This window comes from Chromobacterium sp. IIBBL 290-4 (assembly GCF_024207115.1).
Taxonomy (GTDB): Bacteria; Pseudomonadota; Gammaproteobacteria; order Burkholderiales; family Chromobacteriaceae; genus Chromobacterium.
In genome coordinates this window covers 2,799,703-2,817,335 of record NZ_CP100128.1, presented here as the reverse complement: position 1 = coordinate 2,817,335, position 17,633 = coordinate 2,799,703, and the positions used below count along the sequence as shown (strand labels likewise).

At 63.2% G+C, this 17,633-nt stretch carries 23 protein-coding genes; 14 read left to right on the top strand and 9 right to left on the bottom strand.

Going from position 1 to position 17,633, the window contains the following annotated elements:
• Positions 1 to 23 precede the first annotated feature (23 nt).
• The 11 genes from purN (at position 24) to NKT35_RS13000 (ending at position 9,188) form a co-directional block, all read left to right on the top strand.
• Positions 24 to 665: a phosphoribosylglycinamide formyltransferase gene (gene purN, locus NKT35_RS13050; RefSeq protein WP_254293592.1), complete on the top strand. Its 642-nt coding sequence runs from the start codon at positions 24 to 26 to the stop codon at positions 663 to 665.
• On the top strand, positions 666 to 1,808 hold the full coding sequence (locus tag NKT35_RS13045; protein ID WP_254293590.1) for a DUF3108 domain-containing protein: 1,143 nt from the start codon (positions 666 to 668) through the stop codon (positions 1,806 to 1,808). It begins immediately after the preceding gene.
• Positions 1,804 to 3,057, top strand: a complete 1,254-nt coding sequence (locus tag NKT35_RS13040; protein ID WP_254301387.1) for an RsmB/NOP family class I SAM-dependent RNA methyltransferase — start codon at positions 1,804 to 1,806, stop codon at positions 3,055 to 3,057. Before NKT35_RS13045 ends, NKT35_RS13040 begins: the two co-directional genes overlap by 5 nt.
• Positions 3,058 to 3,191: 134 nt before the next feature.
• A complete protein-coding gene (locus tag NKT35_RS13035) occupies positions 3,192 to 4,559 on the top strand; it encodes a chloride channel protein (protein WP_254293588.1) in 1,368 nt (455 codons plus the stop codon).
• 69 nt (positions 4,560 to 4,628) lie between these two features.
• Positions 4,629 to 4,940 (top strand): Grx4 family monothiol glutaredoxin, encoded by a 312-nt coding sequence (gene grxD, locus NKT35_RS13030; RefSeq protein WP_254293586.1) that lies wholly within the window; start codon positions 4,629 to 4,631, stop codon positions 4,938 to 4,940.
• Positions 4,941 to 5,178: 238 nt separating this feature from the next.
• Positions 5,179 to 5,811, top strand: coding sequence for a uracil phosphoribosyltransferase (upp, locus tag NKT35_RS13025; protein WP_254293584.1), 633 nt, complete (start codon positions 5,179 to 5,181; stop codon positions 5,809 to 5,811).
• 72 nt (positions 5,812 to 5,883) lie between these two features.
• Entirely contained in the window at positions 5,884 to 6,369 is a 486-nt protein-coding gene (locus tag NKT35_RS13020; RefSeq protein ID WP_254293582.1) for a GNAT family N-acetyltransferase, read from the top strand.
• Entirely contained in the window at positions 6,369 to 7,007 is a 639-nt protein-coding gene (locus tag NKT35_RS13015) for a hypothetical protein (protein WP_254293580.1), read from the top strand. The genes NKT35_RS13020 and NKT35_RS13015 overlap by 1 nt, the downstream gene beginning before the upstream one ends.
• Before the next feature lie 228 nt (positions 7,008 to 7,235).
• On the top strand, positions 7,236 to 7,406 hold the full coding sequence (locus NKT35_RS13010; protein ID WP_254293578.1) for a hypothetical protein: 171 nt from the start codon (positions 7,236 to 7,238) through the stop codon (positions 7,404 to 7,406).
• 168 nt (positions 7,407 to 7,574) lie between these two features.
• The gene (locus NKT35_RS13005) at positions 7,575 to 8,816 is read left to right on the top strand and encodes a uracil-xanthine permease family protein (protein ID WP_254301386.1); all 1,242 of its coding nucleotides are present in this window, start codon (positions 7,575 to 7,577) and stop codon (positions 8,814 to 8,816) included.
• A 198-nt stretch (positions 8,817 to 9,014) separates the two neighbouring features.
• Complete coding sequence (locus NKT35_RS13000; protein ID WP_254293576.1) at positions 9,015 to 9,188, top strand: hypothetical protein; 174 nt, start codon at positions 9,015 to 9,017, stop codon at positions 9,186 to 9,188.
• A gap of 44 nt (positions 9,189 to 9,232) precedes the next feature.
• On the opposite strand, the gene NKT35_RS12995 is transcribed toward NKT35_RS13000, so the two are convergent.
• Positions 9,233 to 10,132, bottom strand: coding sequence for a LysR family transcriptional regulator (locus NKT35_RS12995; RefSeq protein ID WP_254293574.1), 900 nt, complete (start codon positions 10,130 to 10,132; stop codon positions 9,233 to 9,235).
• Between the two features lie 162 nt (positions 10,133 to 10,294).
• Here NKT35_RS12995 and NKT35_RS12990 point away from each other — a divergent pair, with 162 nt between their 5' ends.
• Positions 10,295 to 10,444, top strand: coding sequence for a hypothetical protein (locus tag NKT35_RS12990; protein WP_254293572.1), 150 nt, complete (start codon positions 10,295 to 10,297; stop codon positions 10,442 to 10,444).
• 118 nt (positions 10,445 to 10,562) lie between these two features.
• Here the strand turns inward: NKT35_RS12990 and NKT35_RS12985 are convergent, their stop codons facing one another.
• Genes NKT35_RS12985 through NKT35_RS12960 form a run of 6 tightly spaced genes read right to left on the bottom strand, consistent with a single transcriptional unit; the run spans position 10,563 to position 13,608 of the window.
• Positions 10,563 to 11,066: a GNAT family N-acetyltransferase gene (locus NKT35_RS12985; RefSeq protein WP_254293570.1), complete on the bottom strand. Its 504-nt coding sequence runs from the start codon at positions 11,064 to 11,066 to the stop codon at positions 10,563 to 10,565.
• Positions 11,063 to 11,566, bottom strand: a complete 504-nt coding sequence (locus NKT35_RS12980; protein WP_254293568.1) for a GNAT family N-acetyltransferase — start codon at positions 11,564 to 11,566, stop codon at positions 11,063 to 11,065. Before NKT35_RS12980 ends, NKT35_RS12985 begins: the two co-directional genes overlap by 4 nt.
• On the bottom strand, positions 11,563 to 12,072 hold the full coding sequence (locus NKT35_RS12975) for a GNAT family N-acetyltransferase (RefSeq protein WP_254293566.1): 510 nt from the start codon (positions 12,070 to 12,072) through the stop codon (positions 11,563 to 11,565). The genes NKT35_RS12980 and NKT35_RS12975 overlap by 4 nt, the downstream gene beginning before the upstream one ends.
• Positions 12,069 to 12,578: a GNAT family N-acetyltransferase gene (locus tag NKT35_RS12970; RefSeq protein ID WP_254293564.1), complete on the bottom strand. Its 510-nt coding sequence runs from the start codon at positions 12,576 to 12,578 to the stop codon at positions 12,069 to 12,071. Before NKT35_RS12970 ends, NKT35_RS12975 begins: the two co-directional genes overlap by 4 nt.
• Complete coding sequence (locus NKT35_RS12965) at positions 12,575 to 13,087, bottom strand: GNAT family N-acetyltransferase (protein WP_254293562.1); 513 nt, start codon at positions 13,085 to 13,087, stop codon at positions 12,575 to 12,577. The genes NKT35_RS12970 and NKT35_RS12965 overlap by 4 nt, the downstream gene beginning before the upstream one ends.
• Positions 13,084 to 13,608, bottom strand: a complete 525-nt coding sequence (locus tag NKT35_RS12960; protein ID WP_254293560.1) for a GNAT family N-acetyltransferase — start codon at positions 13,606 to 13,608, stop codon at positions 13,084 to 13,086. The genes NKT35_RS12965 and NKT35_RS12960 overlap by 4 nt, the downstream gene beginning before the upstream one ends.
• A 218-nt stretch (positions 13,609 to 13,826) precedes the next feature.
• Here NKT35_RS12960 and NKT35_RS12955 point away from each other — a divergent pair, with 218 nt between their 5' ends.
• Both NKT35_RS12955 and NKT35_RS12950 read left to right on the top strand, forming a co-directional pair.
• Positions 13,827 to 14,378, top strand: a complete 552-nt coding sequence (locus tag NKT35_RS12955) for a hydrolase (RefSeq protein ID WP_254293559.1) — start codon at positions 13,827 to 13,829, stop codon at positions 14,376 to 14,378.
• Positions 14,379 to 14,746: 368 nt separating this feature from the next.
• Positions 14,747 to 15,076: a DUF2322 family protein gene (locus NKT35_RS12950; protein WP_254293557.1), complete on the top strand. Its 330-nt coding sequence runs from the start codon at positions 14,747 to 14,749 to the stop codon at positions 15,074 to 15,076.
• 2 nt (positions 15,077 to 15,078) lie between these two features.
• Here the strand turns inward: NKT35_RS12950 and NKT35_RS12945 are convergent, their stop codons facing one another.
• Both NKT35_RS12945 and NKT35_RS12940 read right to left on the bottom strand, forming a co-directional pair.
• Entirely contained in the window at positions 15,079 to 16,389 is a 1,311-nt protein-coding gene (locus NKT35_RS12945) for an anaerobic C4-dicarboxylate transporter family protein (protein WP_254293555.1), read from the bottom strand.
• A 140-nt stretch (positions 16,390 to 16,529) separates the two neighbouring features.
• Complete coding sequence (locus tag NKT35_RS12940; protein WP_254293553.1) at positions 16,530 to 17,435, bottom strand: bifunctional helix-turn-helix transcriptional regulator/GNAT family N-acetyltransferase; 906 nt, start codon at positions 17,433 to 17,435, stop codon at positions 16,530 to 16,532.
• Between the last annotated feature and the right edge of the window lie 198 nt (positions 17,436 to 17,633).

The window sequence follows — 17,633 nt, the reverse complement described above, 5'->3', positions numbered from 1 at the left end:
CGAATATCGATAAACATCGGCATATGAAAAACATCGTCATCCTGATTTCCGGCCGCGGCTCCAATATGCAGGCCATCGTGAACGCCGCCATTCCCGGCGCGCGCGTCGCCGCGGTGATCGCCAACCGCCCGGACGCAGCCGGCCTCGCCTGGGCGGCCGAACGCGGCATCGCCGCCGTGGCGCTGGACCACAAGGCCTATGCCAGCCGCGAGGCTTTCGACGCCGCGCTGGCCGAAGCCATAGAAGCGCATCAGCCCGACCTGGTGGTGCTGGCCGGCTTCATGCGCATCCTCACCCCCGGCTTCACCCGCCGCTACGAGGGCCGCATGCTCAACATCCACCCCTCGCTGCTGCCGGCCTTCCCCGGCCTGCATACCCATGAGCGCGCGCTGGAAATGGGCTGCAAATTGGCCGGATGCACGGTACACTTCGTCACTGCCGAGCTGGACCACGGCCCCATCGTCGCCCAAGGCGTAGTCAACGTGTTGGACGACGATACCCCGGACAGCCTGGCCGAACGCGTGCTGAAGCTGGAACATCAGCTTTATCCCGAAGCGGTGCGCCGCTTCGCCGCCGGCGAAATCGCCATTGTGGACGGCAAGGTGGCCAGCGGCCCCGATGCCGCCCGCGCCCTGCTGTCTCCCGCGCCATCCAACAAGGTTTAAATGTCTCGACGCCGTCTGCTGTTGATCACGCTGTTTCTGTCGCTAGCCCTGCACCTCGCGCTGCTGGGCTCCGACGTGCTGCCTGAAATCAGCCTGCAGCCGGCCGAAGAACCCAAGCTGGAAAAGATCGACGTCAAGATGCAGGCCTTGAAGCTGGACGAGCCGGCGCATAAAGCGCCGCCGGCCAGCGCCGGCGTCAACCTGGTGCCGGTGTCCGAAACCCAGGCCAAGCCGACGGCCAAACCTAAGCCCAAGCGCAAGGCCGCCGCCTCGCAGCCGGCGGAGGAAAAACAAGCCGCCTCCGCCCCTGTGGAAGAAACCGCGGCCCAGCCAGCCAAGGCCAGTTCCGAGCCGGCGGCGGAAATCGCTTCGGCCCCGGCACAAGCGATGCGCCGCCATCCGGAAGCCAGCGCGCCGGCGCCGCAAGCGCCCGCCGACCATGAGGCGGACAAAGGCTTTGTCCACCCGGACGCCGCGCTGAGCAGCTTCCCGGCCACGGCGAAAATCCGTTACCAGGGCTACTGGAACAGCGCCATGGTGGGCTTCGGCGATCTGAATTGGCAGCGCGAGGCTGGGCAGTACCGGCTGGATATTTCAGTCAATCCTTTCATCGGCCCCAAGCTGCGCTATCTTTCACAAGGTCAGATAGACAAAAGCGGCCTGAAGCCGGACAGCCTGGAATCGTTCCGCGGCGGCGATCTGAAAGAGGAAGCCCGCTTCGACTACGCCGCCGGGCTGCTGCGTTACGGCGGCGGCGCCAGCAAACAAGAGCCGCTGAAGCCGGGCGCGCAAGACGCGTTCAGCCTGGCCTTCCAGCTGGCGCTGAAAGGCGGCGATCTGGGCCGCGCGCCGGTGCAGATCACCACGGCCAAAAAGATTTACCAATACCCGATGGCGCCCGCGGGCGCTTTCGATTACGACACCGGCGACGGCAAAATGCGCGTCATCGTGTTCAGAGCGGAAGGCGACGGCGACGTCACCGAGTTCTGGCTGGCGCCGGATTTCGCCAATCTGCCGGTGCGCATCCTGCGCGCCGACAAGGACAAGCGGATCGAACTGAAAGCGATCCGCGTGGAAGTAAACGGCAAGCGGCAGTGGGAACTGCCGCCGCAACCGACGATACGGAACAAGAATGCACATTAGCCATAGCCAACTGAAACACCTGGAAACCGTCATCGGCCAGATGACCCGCTTCGACCGCCCCGCCGACGCGGTGCTGTCGGCCTATTTCCGCGAGCACAACAAACTGGGCAGCGCCGACCGCCACCTGATCGCCGAAACCGCTTTCGGCGCGCTGCGCCGGCTGATCCAGCTGCGTGCCCTGATCGCGCCGGACAAGGCCACGCCGCGCCGCCTGGCGCTGGTGGCGCTGATGAAGTTCAACAAAATGAACGTCAAAGAGCTGTCCGATTCCACCAGCGCCGGCGAGCGCGAGTGGCTGGGCACCATCAAGGGCAAGTCGCTGGAAGACAGCCTGGAAATCCGTGCCGAGCTGCCGCAATGGGTGATCGAGCGCCTGGGCGAGCAAGCGCCGGCAGAGGTGGAAGCGCTGGGCCAGGGCCTGATGTCGATGGCGCCGCTGGACCTGCGCGTCAACACGCTGAAGATGAAGCGCGAAGAGCTGCTGGACCGCCTCAACGCCGAAGGCATCGCCTGCTCGCCGACGCCTTACTCGCCGATCGGCATCCGCCTGAAAGACAAGCCGGCGCTGTCCCGCCACGAGCTGTTCAAGGCCGGCGTCTTTGAAGTGCAAGACGAAGGCAGCCAGTTGCTCGGCCTGATCACCGGCGCCCGCCGCGGCGAAATGGTGGTGGACTTCTGCGCCGGCGCCGGCGGCAAAACGCTGCTGTTGGGCGCGATGATGTCATCCAGCGGCCGCCTGTATGCGTTTGATGTATCTGAAAAGCGCCTCGCCAACTTCAAGCCGCGCCAAGCCCGCTCCGGCCTGTCCAATGTGCACCCGCAATTGCTGGCGCACGAGAACGACGCCAAAGTGAAACGCCTGGCTGGCAAGGCCGACCGCGTGCTGGTGGACGCGCCCTGCTCCGGCCTGGGCACGCTGCGCCGCAACCCGGACCTGAAATTCCGCCAAAGCCCGGACAGCGTGGCCGAGCTGAACGCCAAGCAAGCCTCCATCCTCGCCTCCGCCTCGCGGCTGGTGAAGAGCGGCGGCCGTCTGGTGTACGCCACCTGCAGCCTGCTGCCGCAGGAAAATCAGGCCATCGTCCAGGCTTTCCTGGCCGAGCACGCCGATTTCCGCCTGGTGAAGATGGATGAGGTGCTGGCCGAGCAGAAGATTCCGCTGCAGTGCGGCGACTATCTGGAGATGAAACCGCATCTGCACAACACCGACGGCTTCTTCGCCGCCGTGCTGGAACGCAGCGCCGGCTAATCCAGACAGCATCAGCGCAGCGGCCCGTTCGCCATCGGCGACGGGCCGCGCTCGCATTCCGCGGTCATTTTCTGTATATTAGCAGTAATTAATACAAAGCTCCGATGGAGCCGTGACCCGGAAAGCTCGCGCCGATGCAGGACTATCTCCCCTTCCACGCCAAGCGGCTGCGCATGCAGCGCCAACTCCGCTATTTCTACCTTTCGGCCGCGCAATGGCGACGGCAGGTGCCGGTGTGGATCGCGGCCATCCTGATCGGCCTGGTGGCTTATGTGTTCGCGCTGGGCAGCCATTGGTCGCATGACCTGTTTTTCAAGGCCTATGACGCCTCGCCCTACTGGAGCCTGCTGATCACCCCGGCCGGCCTCGCGCTGGCGATCTGGATCATGCAGCGCTTCTTCCCCGGCTCCGCCGGCGGCGGCATTCCGCAATCCATCGCCGCGCTGGAGCCGGGCATGGAAAAACTGCGCGAATACTGCTTCACCCTGCGCGCAGCCGTCGGCAAGATCGTGCTGACGCTGATAGGCATCGGCTCCGGCGCCACCTTCGGCTATGAAGGCCCCATCGTCCAGGTAGGCGCGGCGATCAAATACTCGCTCAACCGCAAGGCCGCCCAGCGGCACGAGGGCGCGGCGCGCAGCTTCATCCTGGCAGGCGCGGCCGCCGGCGTGGCCGCGGCCTTCAACGCGCCGCTAGCCGGCATCATGTTCGCCATCGAAGAAATGGGCCGCATCTTCGACATGCGCGCCGGCTCCACCATTCTGCTGTCAGTCATCGTCGCCGGTCTCACCACTTTCGCCATCAACGGCAACTACAGCTATTTCGGCGTGGTGCATGTGGCGATGGAGAGCAAGCAAGCCTGGCTGGCGGTGCCCTTGTGCGGCGTCATCGGCGGCATCATCGGCGGCCTGGCCTGCCGCTTGATGCTCAGGCTGTCCAAGCGGCTGCCCGGCCCGCTGCACGGCTGGCGCGGCCGCTACCCGATACGCTTCGCCGCCGGCTGCGGCCTGGCGCTGGCGGTGATAGGCATCCTCGGCGACGGCAGCACTTTCGGCACCGGCTATTTCCGCGCCCGCGACATCATCGAAGGCCATGGCGCCGGCTTGCAGGATTACGGCGTGCTCAAGCTGATCACCATGTTCATCAGCCACATCAGCGCGGTGCCCGGCGGCATGTTCGCGCCCTCGCTGGCAGTGGGCGCCGGCTTCGGCCTCAATATGTCCCAGCTGCTGCCCTTTTTGCCGCAGGCCATGGTGGTGCTGCTGGGCATGGTGGGTTTCTTCGCCGGCATGACGCGCGCGCCTATGACCGGCTTCGTCATCGTGATGGAAATGACCGATTCGTCGGCGATGCTGATTCCGCTGATGGCCACCGCGCTGCTGGCCGCCTCGGTGTCGCGGCTGGTAACGCGCCGCGCCTTGTATGAGGGCCAGGTCAAACTGTTTTTGCCGCAATGGCGCGCCAGGATGGAGCAAATTGACCAGTCAACTAGCCGCACGTAAAATAACCTATTGAAAACATCGGGTATTCGCGGCGGGCTGACCGCCGGCCCAACCATAGGATTGCAAGACATGTCGATTCAGCAAGATCTCCAGCAAACCGTCACCGAAAATCCGGTTGTGCTGTTCATGAAGGGCTCCGCCCAGTTCCCGCAGTGCGGCTTCTCCTCCCGCGCGGTGCAAATCCTGAAAGCCTGCGGCGTGGAAAACTTCCTGACCGTGGACGTGCTGCGCGATCCGGACATCCGCCAGGGCATCAAGGATTTCTCCAACTGGCCGACCATTCCGCAGCTGTACGTGAAGGGCGAGTTCGTCGGCGGTTCGGACATCATGTACGAGATGTTCCAGAACGGCGAACTGCAGGATCTGCTGAAAGACCTGTAAGCACCCCAAGCCCAGCCCAGCGCTGGGCTTTTTGCCGCAGAAGCGACAGCCCAAATGGCCAAGCCAGCGGCATTTTTGTCCACATGGAGATTTTCGTGGTGGATTTTGCACGCCGGGACGCGTTAGAATACCGCCCCATACCGCCCATCGGCAGCCTTGCGGCTGCCGCTGTCATATGTAGATGAAAGCTGTTTGCCGCCCCCGGCAAGCAGCTTTTTGCCAAGGTAGGGAGCCGAAATTGAACATCACCATCGTTGATCACCCGCTGGTACAGCACAAACTGGGCCTGTTGCGCGAAGCCGACACCAGCACCATGAAGTTCCGCCAGTTGACTCAGGAGCTGGCGCGCCTGCTCGCCTACGAAGCCACCCGCGATTTCGAACTGGAAAGCGTCACCATCGATGGCTGGTGCGGCAAGATCGACGTCAAGCAGATCAAGGGCAAGAAAGTCACCGTCGTTCCCATTCTGCGCGCCGGCATCGGCATGCTGGACGGCGTGTTGGATCTGGTGCCGTCGGCCAAGATCAGCGTGGTGGGCCTGGCCCGCAACGAGGAAACGCTGGAGCCGGTGTCCTACTTTGAAAAATTCGTCGGCAACCTGGACGAGCGCATCGCCATCATCATCGACCCGATGCTGGCCACCGGCGGCTCGCTGGTCGCCACCATCGACCTGCTCAAGCGCAATGGCTGCAAAACCATCAAGGCCGTGGTGATGGTGGCCGCGCCGGAAGGCGTGAAGATCGTCAATGACGCCCACCCGGACGTGCAGATCTACGCCGCTTCGCTGGACAGCCATCTGAACGAGCACGGCTACATCATCCCCGGCCTCGGCGACGCCGGCGACAAAATCTTCGGCACCAAGCAGGCCTAAGCGCCATGCATCCCGATCAGCCGCCCGTTGCTTACGCAGCCGGCGGCTTTTTTGCAAACCAAGGATAGCCCCATGCTGATACGCAAGGCCGACGAGCAAGACCTGGACGCCGTCTGCAGGCTGGCGGCGCAGATCAACCGCCAGCATCACTTGGCCATGCCGGAACTGTTCCGCGGCGATGTGGACGCCGAAGCCGAGCTCGCGTTCTGGCGCGACAGGATGGAGGGCGAGGATCGCGTGATGCTGCTGGCGGAGCGGGAAGGCCAGATACTGGCGTTTGCCACGCTGACGCTGCAGATGCCGCCGCCCATGCCATTCTTGCAAGCCAGGCGCATTTGCCGTCTCGGCACCATCGTGGTGGACGAGGCTCATCAACGCCAGGGCCTAGGTTCGCGGCTGATATCGGCCGCTGAAGACTGGGGCCGTCAGCAGCATGCCGACGAGCTGAGGCTGGAAGTCATGGATTTCAACCAGGGCGCCCATGCCCTGTACCTCCGCCAAGGCCTGACCCCTCAATCGCAGATCATGAGCAAACCGCTGACAGGAGACGCGCAGTGATGGACCGTTACGCCGCGATAGACGCCGACTTTCTCATCCGCTTTCCCGGCGGTTTCCAGGATCCGGATTGGCAGGCTTTGGCGCGCAAACACAAAAGCTACGCCAAAGCCGAGGCGCTGTGCCAGAGCGAGCTGACCCGCGACAAGCTGGATGCCGCCCTCGCCAGCGGCAAGCTGGCCGATACCACCCACGCCTGCCGCCAGATCATCTCGCTGGCTACCACGGTCAGCACCTTCGAGAAAATCGCCTTCCGCAACTACATGGACAACCGCGACCTGAACCTGCCCTTCGTGCAGGCGCTGCGCGATGTCTTGCACGATTTTGGTCCGGACAGCTTCGCCGCCTATGTGGACACGCTGGCGATGGCGCGGATGGATCCCAAGGCCAATGCGGCCAAATGGCCCATCGTCAGCTGCTTCCTGGCCTGCTTCGATCCGCAGGCCCATGTCTGCATCAAGCCGACAACGGTGAAAAAGGTGGCGGCGCGGCTGGGCGTGGAGCTGCATTACCAATCCCGGCCCAACTACGAATGCTACCGCGCGGTGCAGGACATGGTGCTGGACTTCCGCCGCCACAGCAGCGTGGCGGCCGACGTGGACAATGTGCTGGCGCAGGCAGTGATGTATTGCACGGTGTAGCAGCCCCTCGCTCCGCCGCAAGGGGAGAAAGGCGTTAAGGAGTCATCCGGGACGTTGATGATGAACGATATGGTTCCGCGGCTGCGGCGCATGGCGCCAACCCGCGCAACAAGCGTCTACCGCCACCAGTATGTCGGATGACATACGCGACACACTGACTCTGACGGTGGCGCATTGCTCGGCGCAGCCCCCTCTCCCCAACCCTTCTCCCACGAGGGGAGAGGGGCTTTGAGGCGGAAGCAGAAGCAGAAGCAGAAGCAGAAGAAGCAGAAGCAGAAGCAGAAGCAGAAGCAGAAGCAGAAGCAGAAGCAGAAGCAGAAGCAGAAGCAGAAGCAGAAGCAGAAGCAGAAGCAGAAGCAGAAGCAGAAGCAGAAGCAGAAGCAGAAGCAGAAAGGATAAGGGCGCCGCAGGGCGCCAGGCAAGCGCTTCCATGCGATTCATCCCCCCCCTCTCCCCCGGGAGAGGGGCCGGGGGAGAGGGGATACGCCAGCCGCCCCGCCGCGATGTCGCGCTCAAAATCTGCGAAACAGTTTGAAATAGAATCACCACAAGGAAACAACCATCATGATGCAACAACTGAAGCTGGCGGTGTCCGGCGCCCAGATCCTGTTCGTCGCCTTCGGCGCGCTGGTGCTGGTGCCGCTGCTCACTGGCCTGAACCCGGCGATGGCGCTGCTGGGCGCCGGCATCGGCACCCTGCTGTTCCAGATCTGCACCGGCCGCCAGGTGCCGATCTTCCTCGGCTCGTCCTTCGCCTTCATCGGCCCCATCATCTATTCCATCCACACCTGGGGCCAGGGCGCGACCATGTTCGGCCTATTCGCCGCCGGCTTCATGTATTTCGTGTTCGCCGCCATCGTGCGCTGGCGCGGCATGGAGTTGGTGAACAAGCTGCTGCCGCCGGTTGTGATCGGCCCGGTGATCATGATCATCGGCCTGTCGGTCGCCACCGCCGCCTCCGGCATGGCCATGGGCCAGGCTGGCGGCAAGCAGGTGCTGCCCTATGAGACCTCGCTGATCCTGGCGGCGATTTCGCTGGCCACCACCATCATCGTTTCCATCTACGCCCGCGGCATGTTCAAGCTGGTGCCGATTCTGGCCGGCGTCATCGTCGGCTATGTCGCCGCAGCCTTCCTGGGCGTGGTGGATTTCGCCAAGCTGGCCGCCGCGCCGTGGTTCGCCGCGCCCGCTTTCCATAGCCCGGAAATCAACTGGGCCGCGGCCGCTTTCATGCTGCCGGTGGCCATCGCCCCGGCCATCGAGCACATCGGCGGCGTGATGGCGATAGGCGGCGTAACCGGCAAGGATTACACCAAAACGCCGGGCCTGCACCGCACGCTGGCCGGCGACGGCCTGGGCGTGTGCGTGGCCGGCCTGATCGGCGGCCCGCCGGTGACCACTTACGCCGAAGTGACCGGCGCGGTGATGATCACCCGCAACTTCAATCCGGTGACGATGACCTGGGCGGCGGCGTTCGCCATCTGCATGGCCTTCTTCGGCAAATTCAACGCGCTGCTGCAATCGATCCCGATGCCGGTGATGGGCGGCATCATGGTGCTGTTGTTCGGCACCATCGCCTCCATCGGCCTGAAAACGCTGATCGAGGCCAAGGTGGATCTGATGCTGCCGCGCAATCTGGTGATCATCTCGGTGGTGCTGACCGCCGGCATCGGCGGCCTGACGCTGAAGCTGGGCGATTTCGCGCTGTCCGGCGTGGGCCTGTGCTCCTTGCTGGCCATCATCCTGAACCTGATCCTGCCGCGCCATGCCGGCGGCCATGAAGGCATAGTCGAAGGCCAGGACATCTAAACCGCAGGCGGGTTGATTTTCAAAATCATTTACAATGTCTCCCTGTCAACCCGCCTGACACGTCCTACACTGTCTATCAGCGCCATGCCTCCCGGCGCGGCGCCGATCGACCGGAGCCAAACTGCTGCCCAACCCAGCTTCATCTGCCCACAGCGGCTTGACGCGGCCTATTTCCAGACTTGCGATAAGGAAAAAGCCATGTTGAAACCCATCATTGCCAGCACACTCATTCTGCTCTTCCTCTCCGCCGCGGCCAGCGCCGGCAGCGACGGCCTGACCAATATGTGGGCGATGCGGGGAAGAATGAACGCCCAACTGCATCAACAAGCCGCGCCCATGGTGCCGCAAGTCAATTCCATGCCCTCCATGTAGCGGATCGGACCGCGCGCCTGCGGCCCATCGCGGCGGACGCGCGGCTAAACCGTCAGTTCTCCCTCCGCCACCGCCCGTTCCAGACGCTGGATGAACCACTGCAAGGCGCGCCCCGGCTGCTCCTGCTTCCAGGCAAAACACATGGGCGGAAAACTGCCACCCTCTTCCTCTTCCTTCGCCACCAGTTCGCCGCTTTCCAGATAAGGCCGCACTATCGCCCGCGGCAGATGGCCGCTGCCCAGACCCGCCAGAATCGCTTGCAGTTTGGCGCGGCTGCTGTGCACAGTCAGCACCTGCTGGCCTTCCAGCAAGCCGCCGGTGCGCGCCGGCAAACGTCTGGAAGTATCCCCCACCGCCACCGCGCGATAGCGGCGCAGCACATGCGGCGGCACCGGCTCCGCCGCCTGAGACAATGGATGGCGCGGCGAGGTGACCAGCACGAAATGGTAGTCGCCGATATTGCGAGTGAAATAATCGCCCGGCGGCGGCTGATTGGGCGCGCCTATCACCAGATCGGCTCGGTCGTCATACAAAGCGTCCCAGATGCCGCCAAAGCTCTCGCGGATGAAATACAAGCGCGTCGCCGATTCGGTCTGATCAAAGTCGGCGATGCAGGGCAGCAGCTGCTCGAAGTCGATCAAGTCCCCCACCACGATGCGCAGCGTGTCCTCCCAACCTTGCGCCTGCTTGCTGACGCGCAGCTCCAACTGACGGGCCGCGTCCAGCAAATGGCGCCCGTCTTTCAGCAAGCGCTCGCCGGCCGGCGTAAGCCGGGCCCTGTGGCCGCTGCGGTCGAAAATCGCCACGCCCAGCCCCTGCTCCAGCTTCTGGATGGTATAGGTCAGCGCCGAAGGCACTTTGTACAACGCCTCCGCCGCCGCGGCGAAACTGCCGTGCTGATCGATGGCGTCCAGCGCCTGCAATGCCTCCAGCGTCAGCTTCACGCTCACTCCTTATTCAATTTTATTGAATGAATTGCTCGTATCTTTCCGATTTTATCGCCAAAGTAATCGAAATAGAATGCATTCCATCAACAGCGCAGTGCATCAAGACAAATGAATATCAACATTTTTGATGCCTGCCCACACACCGAAAGGAAGTTTGAAATGCTGAAGAAGACCACCATCGCCGCCCTGTTCCTGAGCCTGGTATCCGCCGCCGCCCTGGCCGGCAGCGACGGCTACGACAATATGAAGTCCATGCGCGACCGCATGAACGCCCAGCTGCAAACCCAATCGGCGCCGGCGCAGAAGTAATCGCCTCCGGCCAATGAAAAGCCGCGCGCTCCAGCAGGAACGCGCGGCTTTTTCATTGCCTGCCAGCGCCCAATGCCGGGGGCCTAGCCAGCCTAAGGCAGCGCAGAACAACTCAAGCTTAAACTGCTCTCACCCTCGCCATGATCAACTCATCGCAATACGCGCCATCGCGAAACGACGCCGCCCGCAAGCGCGCCTCTTCGACAAAACCGAACTTGCGGTAAAGCGCGATGGCGCGATGGTTGTCGGCATAAACCTTCAGGACAATCCTCCGCAAACCCATCCAGCTGTCTGCCACGTCCATCAGCTCCGCCACCAGCCGGCTGCCGATGCCGCGCCCCTGCCAATCCGGATGCACGATGATGGACAGCTCAGCCTGATTCCAATGTGAAGACTTGGCGGCAAGGCCCAATCCGGCGCGTCCCAGCACTTGGCCGCTCGCCGATTCGTAAATCAGGTGGCAGTCGTCGGCTTGCAACAACTTGGGCAAATTGTCCCGCAGCCTTGCCAGGGAGGGATAGGGCAATAGCAAGGTGTCGCGATACACGCTCTCATCGGCGATGATGGCATGCAGCGCGGCCGCATCGCCCAGCGCCAAATGGCGGATGCGGCCCGCTATCATGCCCCCACCCTCCGCGCCATGATCAGGCTGTCCCAATACTCGCCGTTGCGCAGAGAATGGGCGCGCAGCCTGGCCTCGGTCTCGAAACCGAACTTGCGGTAGAGCGCGATGGCGGCGGCGTTGTCCGGATACACGCCCAACTCGATGCGCTGCAGCCCCATCCAGTTGTCCGCCAGATCCAGCAGCGCCGCCATCAAGGCGGTGCCGACGCCCTGGCCGCGGCATTCGCGTTTCACCGTGATGCCCAGGCCCGCGCCATGCTGCCGGCGCGCGCCTTCGAAACGCCACAAGCCGGCATGGCCCAACAGCTCGCCAGCGCGGGATTCGCATACCAGCTGGCACCGGCCATGGCCTTGCCGGCGTTGCGTTTCCCCTGTCCAGAAATGCAAGGACGCGTAGGGCAGCTGCAAAGTGTTGCCGTAGCTGAGTGGGTCGGCCATCAGCTCGCGCAGCTCCGCCGCATCGGCAAGCTCGGCATGCCGGGTCAGATAGCCGCTCATGCCAGCCCCTCCTTCAGCCGCGCCATCGCCAAAGCGTCGTGATAAGCGCCGTCGCGCAAGGCATAGCCGCGGAGCCGGCCCTCCATCTCAAAACCAAACTTGCGATACAGCGCGATGGCGGCGGCATTGTCCGGATACACCCACAGCTCGATCCGCAGCAGACCCATCCAGTTATCGGCCGTATCCAGCAGCGCCGCCATCAAGGCGGTGCCGACGCCCTGGCCCCGATATCCGCGCTGCACCGTGATGGCCAGGGCCGCGCCATGCCGCTTGCGCGCCCCCTCGAAACGCCATAAACCGGCGCTGCCCAACAGCTCGCCTGCGCGGGTTTCGCACACCAATTGACAGCTATCGTCGCTAGGCTGGCGCTGCGCCTCTTTCTCCCAATGCCGCAACGATGGATAGGGCAGCTGCAAGGTATTGCCGTAGCTGAGCGGGTCGGCCATCAGCTCGCGCAAGGCGGCCGCATCGCCGGGCTCGGCATGCCGGATCAGATAATCGTTCATGCCCAGCCCTCCTTCAGCCGCGCCATCGCCAACACATCCTGGTACTCGCCGTCGCGCAGCGCCACGGCGCGCAGCCGGCCTTCCAGCTCAAATCCGAACTTGCGATACAAGGCGATGCCTGCCGCATTGTCGGGGTAGACCGTCAGTTCGATGCGCCGCGCGCCCAGCCAGTTGTCCGCCAGGTCCATCAAGGCCACCATCAGCGCGCTGCCCACCCCTTGGCCGCGATGCTCTTTGCCCACCGCCATGCCCAGGGCGAGGCAATGCCGCTTGCCCGCTTCGGGAAAGCGGCTCAAGCCGCCATGGCCTAACAAGCGGCCTGCCGCATCCACACACGCCAGTTGATGACAGCCTTCGGCCAGCAAATGCTGTATGTTTTTCTGCCAATGGCGCAGCGAGGGATTCGGCAATTGCAGGGTATTGCGCACCACTCCCTCATCAGCCATCAGCTCGCGCAAAGCGGCCGCATCGCTGGCCTCCACATTGCGGATTCGGAAGTCTTTCATGCCGCGCCCCCTTCCGGCCGCAGCCGCGCCATCGCCAACACATCGCGATACTCGCCGTCGCGCAGGGCGTAGGCGCGCAGCCTGGCTTCTTCCTCGAAACCGAATTGGCGGTATAAAACCTGCGCGCGATGGTTATCGGCGAACACGGTCAGCTCAAGCCGGCGCAAGCCCAGCCAGTTATCGGCCATGGCCAGCGCCTCTTTCATCAACAGCTTGCCTATGCCTTGGCTCTGCCACTTGGCGGACACGCCGACTCCCAGCTCCGCCGCGCCCGGCAGTCTGGGCTTGCCATACGGCAACAGCATCACCAAGCCCGCCAGCTCGCCTGTCGGCGAGATCGCCAGCAAGTCGATGCGCGAGGCATCGCGCTTAGCCATCTTTTGCCGCCGGGCATGCAAAGAGGGGTAAGGCAAACCCAGCATGTCGCCGAAGGTGCGGACATCGCTCATCATTGCATGGATGGCCTCGGCATCTTCCGCTTCGGCATGGCGTATGGAGATGCCGTTCATGATTCCGCCCTCCTTGGCCAATGCAGACGCGACATCATCAGCACATCCTCCAGCTTGCCGGCGCGCAGCGTTTCGGCCTTGAGCCGCCCTTCGTACTCGAAGCCGAATTTTTCGTACAGCGCGATGGCCGGGTGATTGTCATGCACCACTTTCAATTCGATGCGGATCAGCCCCAGCCAGTTGTCGGCCAGATCGATCACCGCCCGCAACAAGGCGGAACCCACGCCCCTGCCCTGCCAATCCTGATCCACCAGCATGAACAAGCTGGCCGCATGGCGGGTGCGCGGCCTGTCATTGCCCACCAGACCGCCCCAGCCCACCACTTCGCCCGCCTCATTACAGGCGACCAACGCATGAACATTCGCGGGCTGCTCCAATAGCTGCTTTTCGGTGGCGGATAGCGGCTGGTAGGGCAGCTGCAAGGTGCCGGGATACACGCCGGCTTGGGTCTTGATGCGGTGGACGGCGGCGGCGTCGGAAGGCTCGCAGGCGCGGATGGCGTAGGAATGGGCTTGGGACATGATGCTCTCCAGAGTTGGTGGGCGCGGGCGGGATCGCCGCTAGGCCCGGCAGACCATCATGCCAAATAATTATTTTGCATTGCAATATATTTTTAATTGAAATGAATTCCGCAGCGGTTTCACGGCAAATGCCACAGACTCATGCCAAATACATTGACCGGCGTGCTTGCGCGCCGCTTTGCCGTTAAGCTGAGTTTTTTGAGCTGGGAGAGAAATCCATGTTGATGCGCAGACAGGATGCCGGGCTGCTGGTGGTGGACATCCAGGACAAGCTGCTGCCGGCGGTGCACGACGCCGCCGGGCTGCTGGCGCGCAGCCTATGGCTGACCGGCGTGGCGCGCGACCACGAATTGCCCATCGTGTTTTCCGAGCAATACCCCAAGGGCCTGGGCGGCACCGCGGCCGAGCTGCGCGAAGCCGCTCCGCAAGCCTTGACGGTGGATAAGCTGCATTTCTCTTGCGTCGACGCCGATTGCCTGCCGACTGCGCTGACCGAGAAAAAGCAGATCATCGTCTGCGGCATGGAGGCGCACGTCTGCGTGCTGCAAACGGTGCTGGGTTTGCTGGCGCGCGGCAAGCAGGTTTTCGTCGTCGCGGATGCGATCTCCAGCCGCAAGCCGCAGGATATCGAACTGGCGATTGCCAGAATGCGCGCGGCCGGCGCGGTCATCGTCAGCCGCGAAATGGTGTTGTTCGAATTGCTGGAAAAATCAGGCGGCGAGCACTTCAAGCAGATGAGCCAGCGTTATCTCCTGGGAGAGCAACCGTAAGCGGCGGCGGAAAATGAAGCGGGGCTGTCGAAGCTTACCTCTTCGACAACCCCGTCCAAAGGCGGCTGTGCCGCTCTCTTCCTCTCCTTTGCAGACTGGCGCGCGAGTCTTGCGACCCTGCTCACTAGCTTGACTCATATAAAGCAAACAGCGTGCCAGTTCTGCAGCAAGGGAAAACCCTTATTTTTCAAACGTTCGATTCGATAATCTTAATCAGAAACGCACCAATATGGTGCGTTTTCATAAAATCTGCACCAGTTTGAAACAGAAATTAATCTTTCCTGTGACCCAACTGAAAGATTGATACTGGAACTGTCATGTTTCGCCCTTATTCTAATGCTGGCAAACCCATAACAAGGAGAATGTTCATGACTTCGTTCCAGGATCAGCTGTCCATTTTGCCCGCCACCGACGGCATAGACGCCATCGTGCTGCTCAGCGCGGAAGGCGAAGCGCTGCACCGGCTGGAAAACCGTCCCGGCACTGCCGGTTCCTTGCGCGTTTACCATGCGCTGGTGAAACGCCACGGCCATATCGACCGCAAAGCCGCGCGCGAAGGCCTGGAACTGTTCGCCGAGCACACCGCCGCGGCCCGCGCCCATCCCGGCAGCCATCCCAATATCGACCGCCTGCTCGCCATCGCCGAGCAAGGCGCGCCCGGACTGCGCGCCCGCGTGGTGCTAAGCAGCGAAGACTAAACTCAGCGCAAGGCCATCAGCGCGAAACCGGCGGCGATGGAGACCGATGTGGTCACCAGCCCCGGCAGGATGAAGCTGTGATTGAACACCCAGCGGCCGATGCGGGTGGTGCCGGTGTAATCCATCTCCACCGCCGCGATCAAACTGGGATAGCTAGGCAGCACATACACGCCCACTACCGCCGGATAGATAGCGATCAAGGTTGGCGCCGCCAGCCCCAGCGACACGCCCAGCGGCATCATCACCTTGGTGGTGGCGCCCTGGCTGAACAGGATCACCGCCATGGTGAACACGGCGAAGGCGAACAGCCACGGCGCCTGATGGATGATGCTGACGATATTGTGCTGGAACAGCGGCAAATTGGCTTGGATGAAGGTATCGCTCATCCAGGCCGCGCCCAGGATGGTGACCGCCGCCACCGCGCCGGAGCGGAACATGCTGCCGGATACCATGGCCTGCAGATCCGCCTTGCACAGCAGCACCGCCAGCGCGGAATAGCTCAGCATGCACATCTGGATCACATCCACCATCGCTACCGGCTCCATGCCCTTGGCGCCTTGCCAGGCCGGACGCAGTTGCGGCATGGCCGCCAGCAGCACGATCAAGCCCACGGTGAACAGAAAGCCATACACCGACCAAGCCGCCGCGCGCGGCAAATCGGCGGCGGATGAAGCTTGCGGACGCGCGATGCTGCCCGAAGCCAGTCGTTGTTGATAGACCGGATCATCGGCCAGCTCGCGGCCGTAGCGCATCATCACCAGGCTGCCGGCCAGCGCGCCTATCAGCGTGGCGGGAATGCTGATCATGATGATGTCGGTCAGCGCCACGCCATGCGGCGCCAATACCGTGGCCAGCGCCACTGTGGCGGCCGAGACCGGGCAGGCGACGATGGCGTTTTGCGATGCCACCGTCAGCCCGGCCAGCGGCCGCTCCGGCCGGATGCCGGTCTTCTCCGCCACCTCCACCACGATGGGCATCAGCGCCAGCGCGATGAAGCCGGTGCCGGCCAGGAAGGTGGACAGCCAGCCCACCAAGGGGGCCAGCAGCACGATATGGCGCGGATTGCGCCGCAAGAAGCGCGCCGCCACATCCACCATATAATCCAGCCCCTTGGCCGATTGCAGCGCCGCCGAGGCGGTGATCACCGAGATGATGATCAGGATCACGTCGATAGGCGCGTGGCCGGGTTTGAGGCCGAAGACGAAAGTCAGGATGAACAGCCCGGCGCCGCCGGTGACGCCCAAGCCTATGCCGCCCATCCGCACGCCGAGAAAAATGGCGCCCAGCACCACTAAAAGTTGCAGGTAAACCATGATGCGGCTCCCAATATGTCTGAGCTTGATTGTCTCAGTATTGGCCAGCCGCGGAGTTGTCCAAGATCAGCAGCTGCTTATGCGTTATCCACCGCAGGCAAAGTCCCTCCCACGCCCCAGCCCATAGACGCCGTGGCGCGCTAAAGATCGCGCGCCATGCAGATTTCGCAGCCGCCATGGCCGGTAGCGCCCCAGCGCGCATCCAATTGGACAAAGCCTTCCGCCCGGTACAGCGCCGTCGCCTCAGCCAAGGCCGACGTGGTTTCCAGATAACACTGCCGGTAGCCCAGCGCCCTGGCCTTGGCCAGCAGCAGCCGCAACACGCGCCGCCCCAAGCCCTTGCCGCGCAAGTCGGGATCAAAATACATTTTCTGCAGCTCGCACACGCCCTTGCCGCCGCCCGCCAAGGGCGCGATGCCGCCGCCGCCCAGCAGCCGGCCATCCGGCGCGATGATGGCCAGATAACGGGAATCGACCCGGTTGTAGACCTGGAACAGCGCGTCCAATTGCGGATCATGGACGCTGCAGCCTTCGCCCAGGCGATACTCGGCCGACACTTTGCGAATCAGCGCCGCCAAAGGGCCATTGTCCGCCAAGGCCAGCGGGCGGATGGTGTAACCCTGCTGGCTATCCGCATGGCGCAGGGCGCGGCGGAACAAGCTCAGCCCATCCTCCAGCCTCAGCCGCTCCGCCTCGTCCAGTTGCGCCAGCACTCTGGCCATATCGGCGTCCATGGCCGCATGCAGCCACCTCAGCCAACTGCATCCCTCCTCGGTCAAGGCCGCCAGCTTGCTGCGGCCATCGGCCGGATCGGCGCGCCAGACCACCAAGCCGCGCTCGTACAAACGCTGCAGCGGCCGGCTGCTATTGGATTTGTCCACTCGCAGGCGGTCCGCCAATTGCTGATTGCTGGCCGGGCCGCTCTCCAACTCGATCAGCAGATGCGCCTCAACCGGCGTCAGCTCCACCGCGCCGCAATGGCTGGACAGCATGCCCAGTTCTCGGACCATATCGCGCGACAGCGCGCGCAATTCGCGTTCATTCATGGCTGCTTGTCATTCAGTTGCGATACGCAACCATATCGCAGATGGTTGCGCATCGCAACTGAATTGACGATGAACGCGAAAAAGCCCGCGAAAGCGGGCCTTTCTTGGACTGCAGACGCATTCCCTCTCGCCTTCTCCAAGGCAGGGGCGGCGGATTGGGGATCCATGGCAAGGCTGCCGAAACAGCCAGCGCCCGCA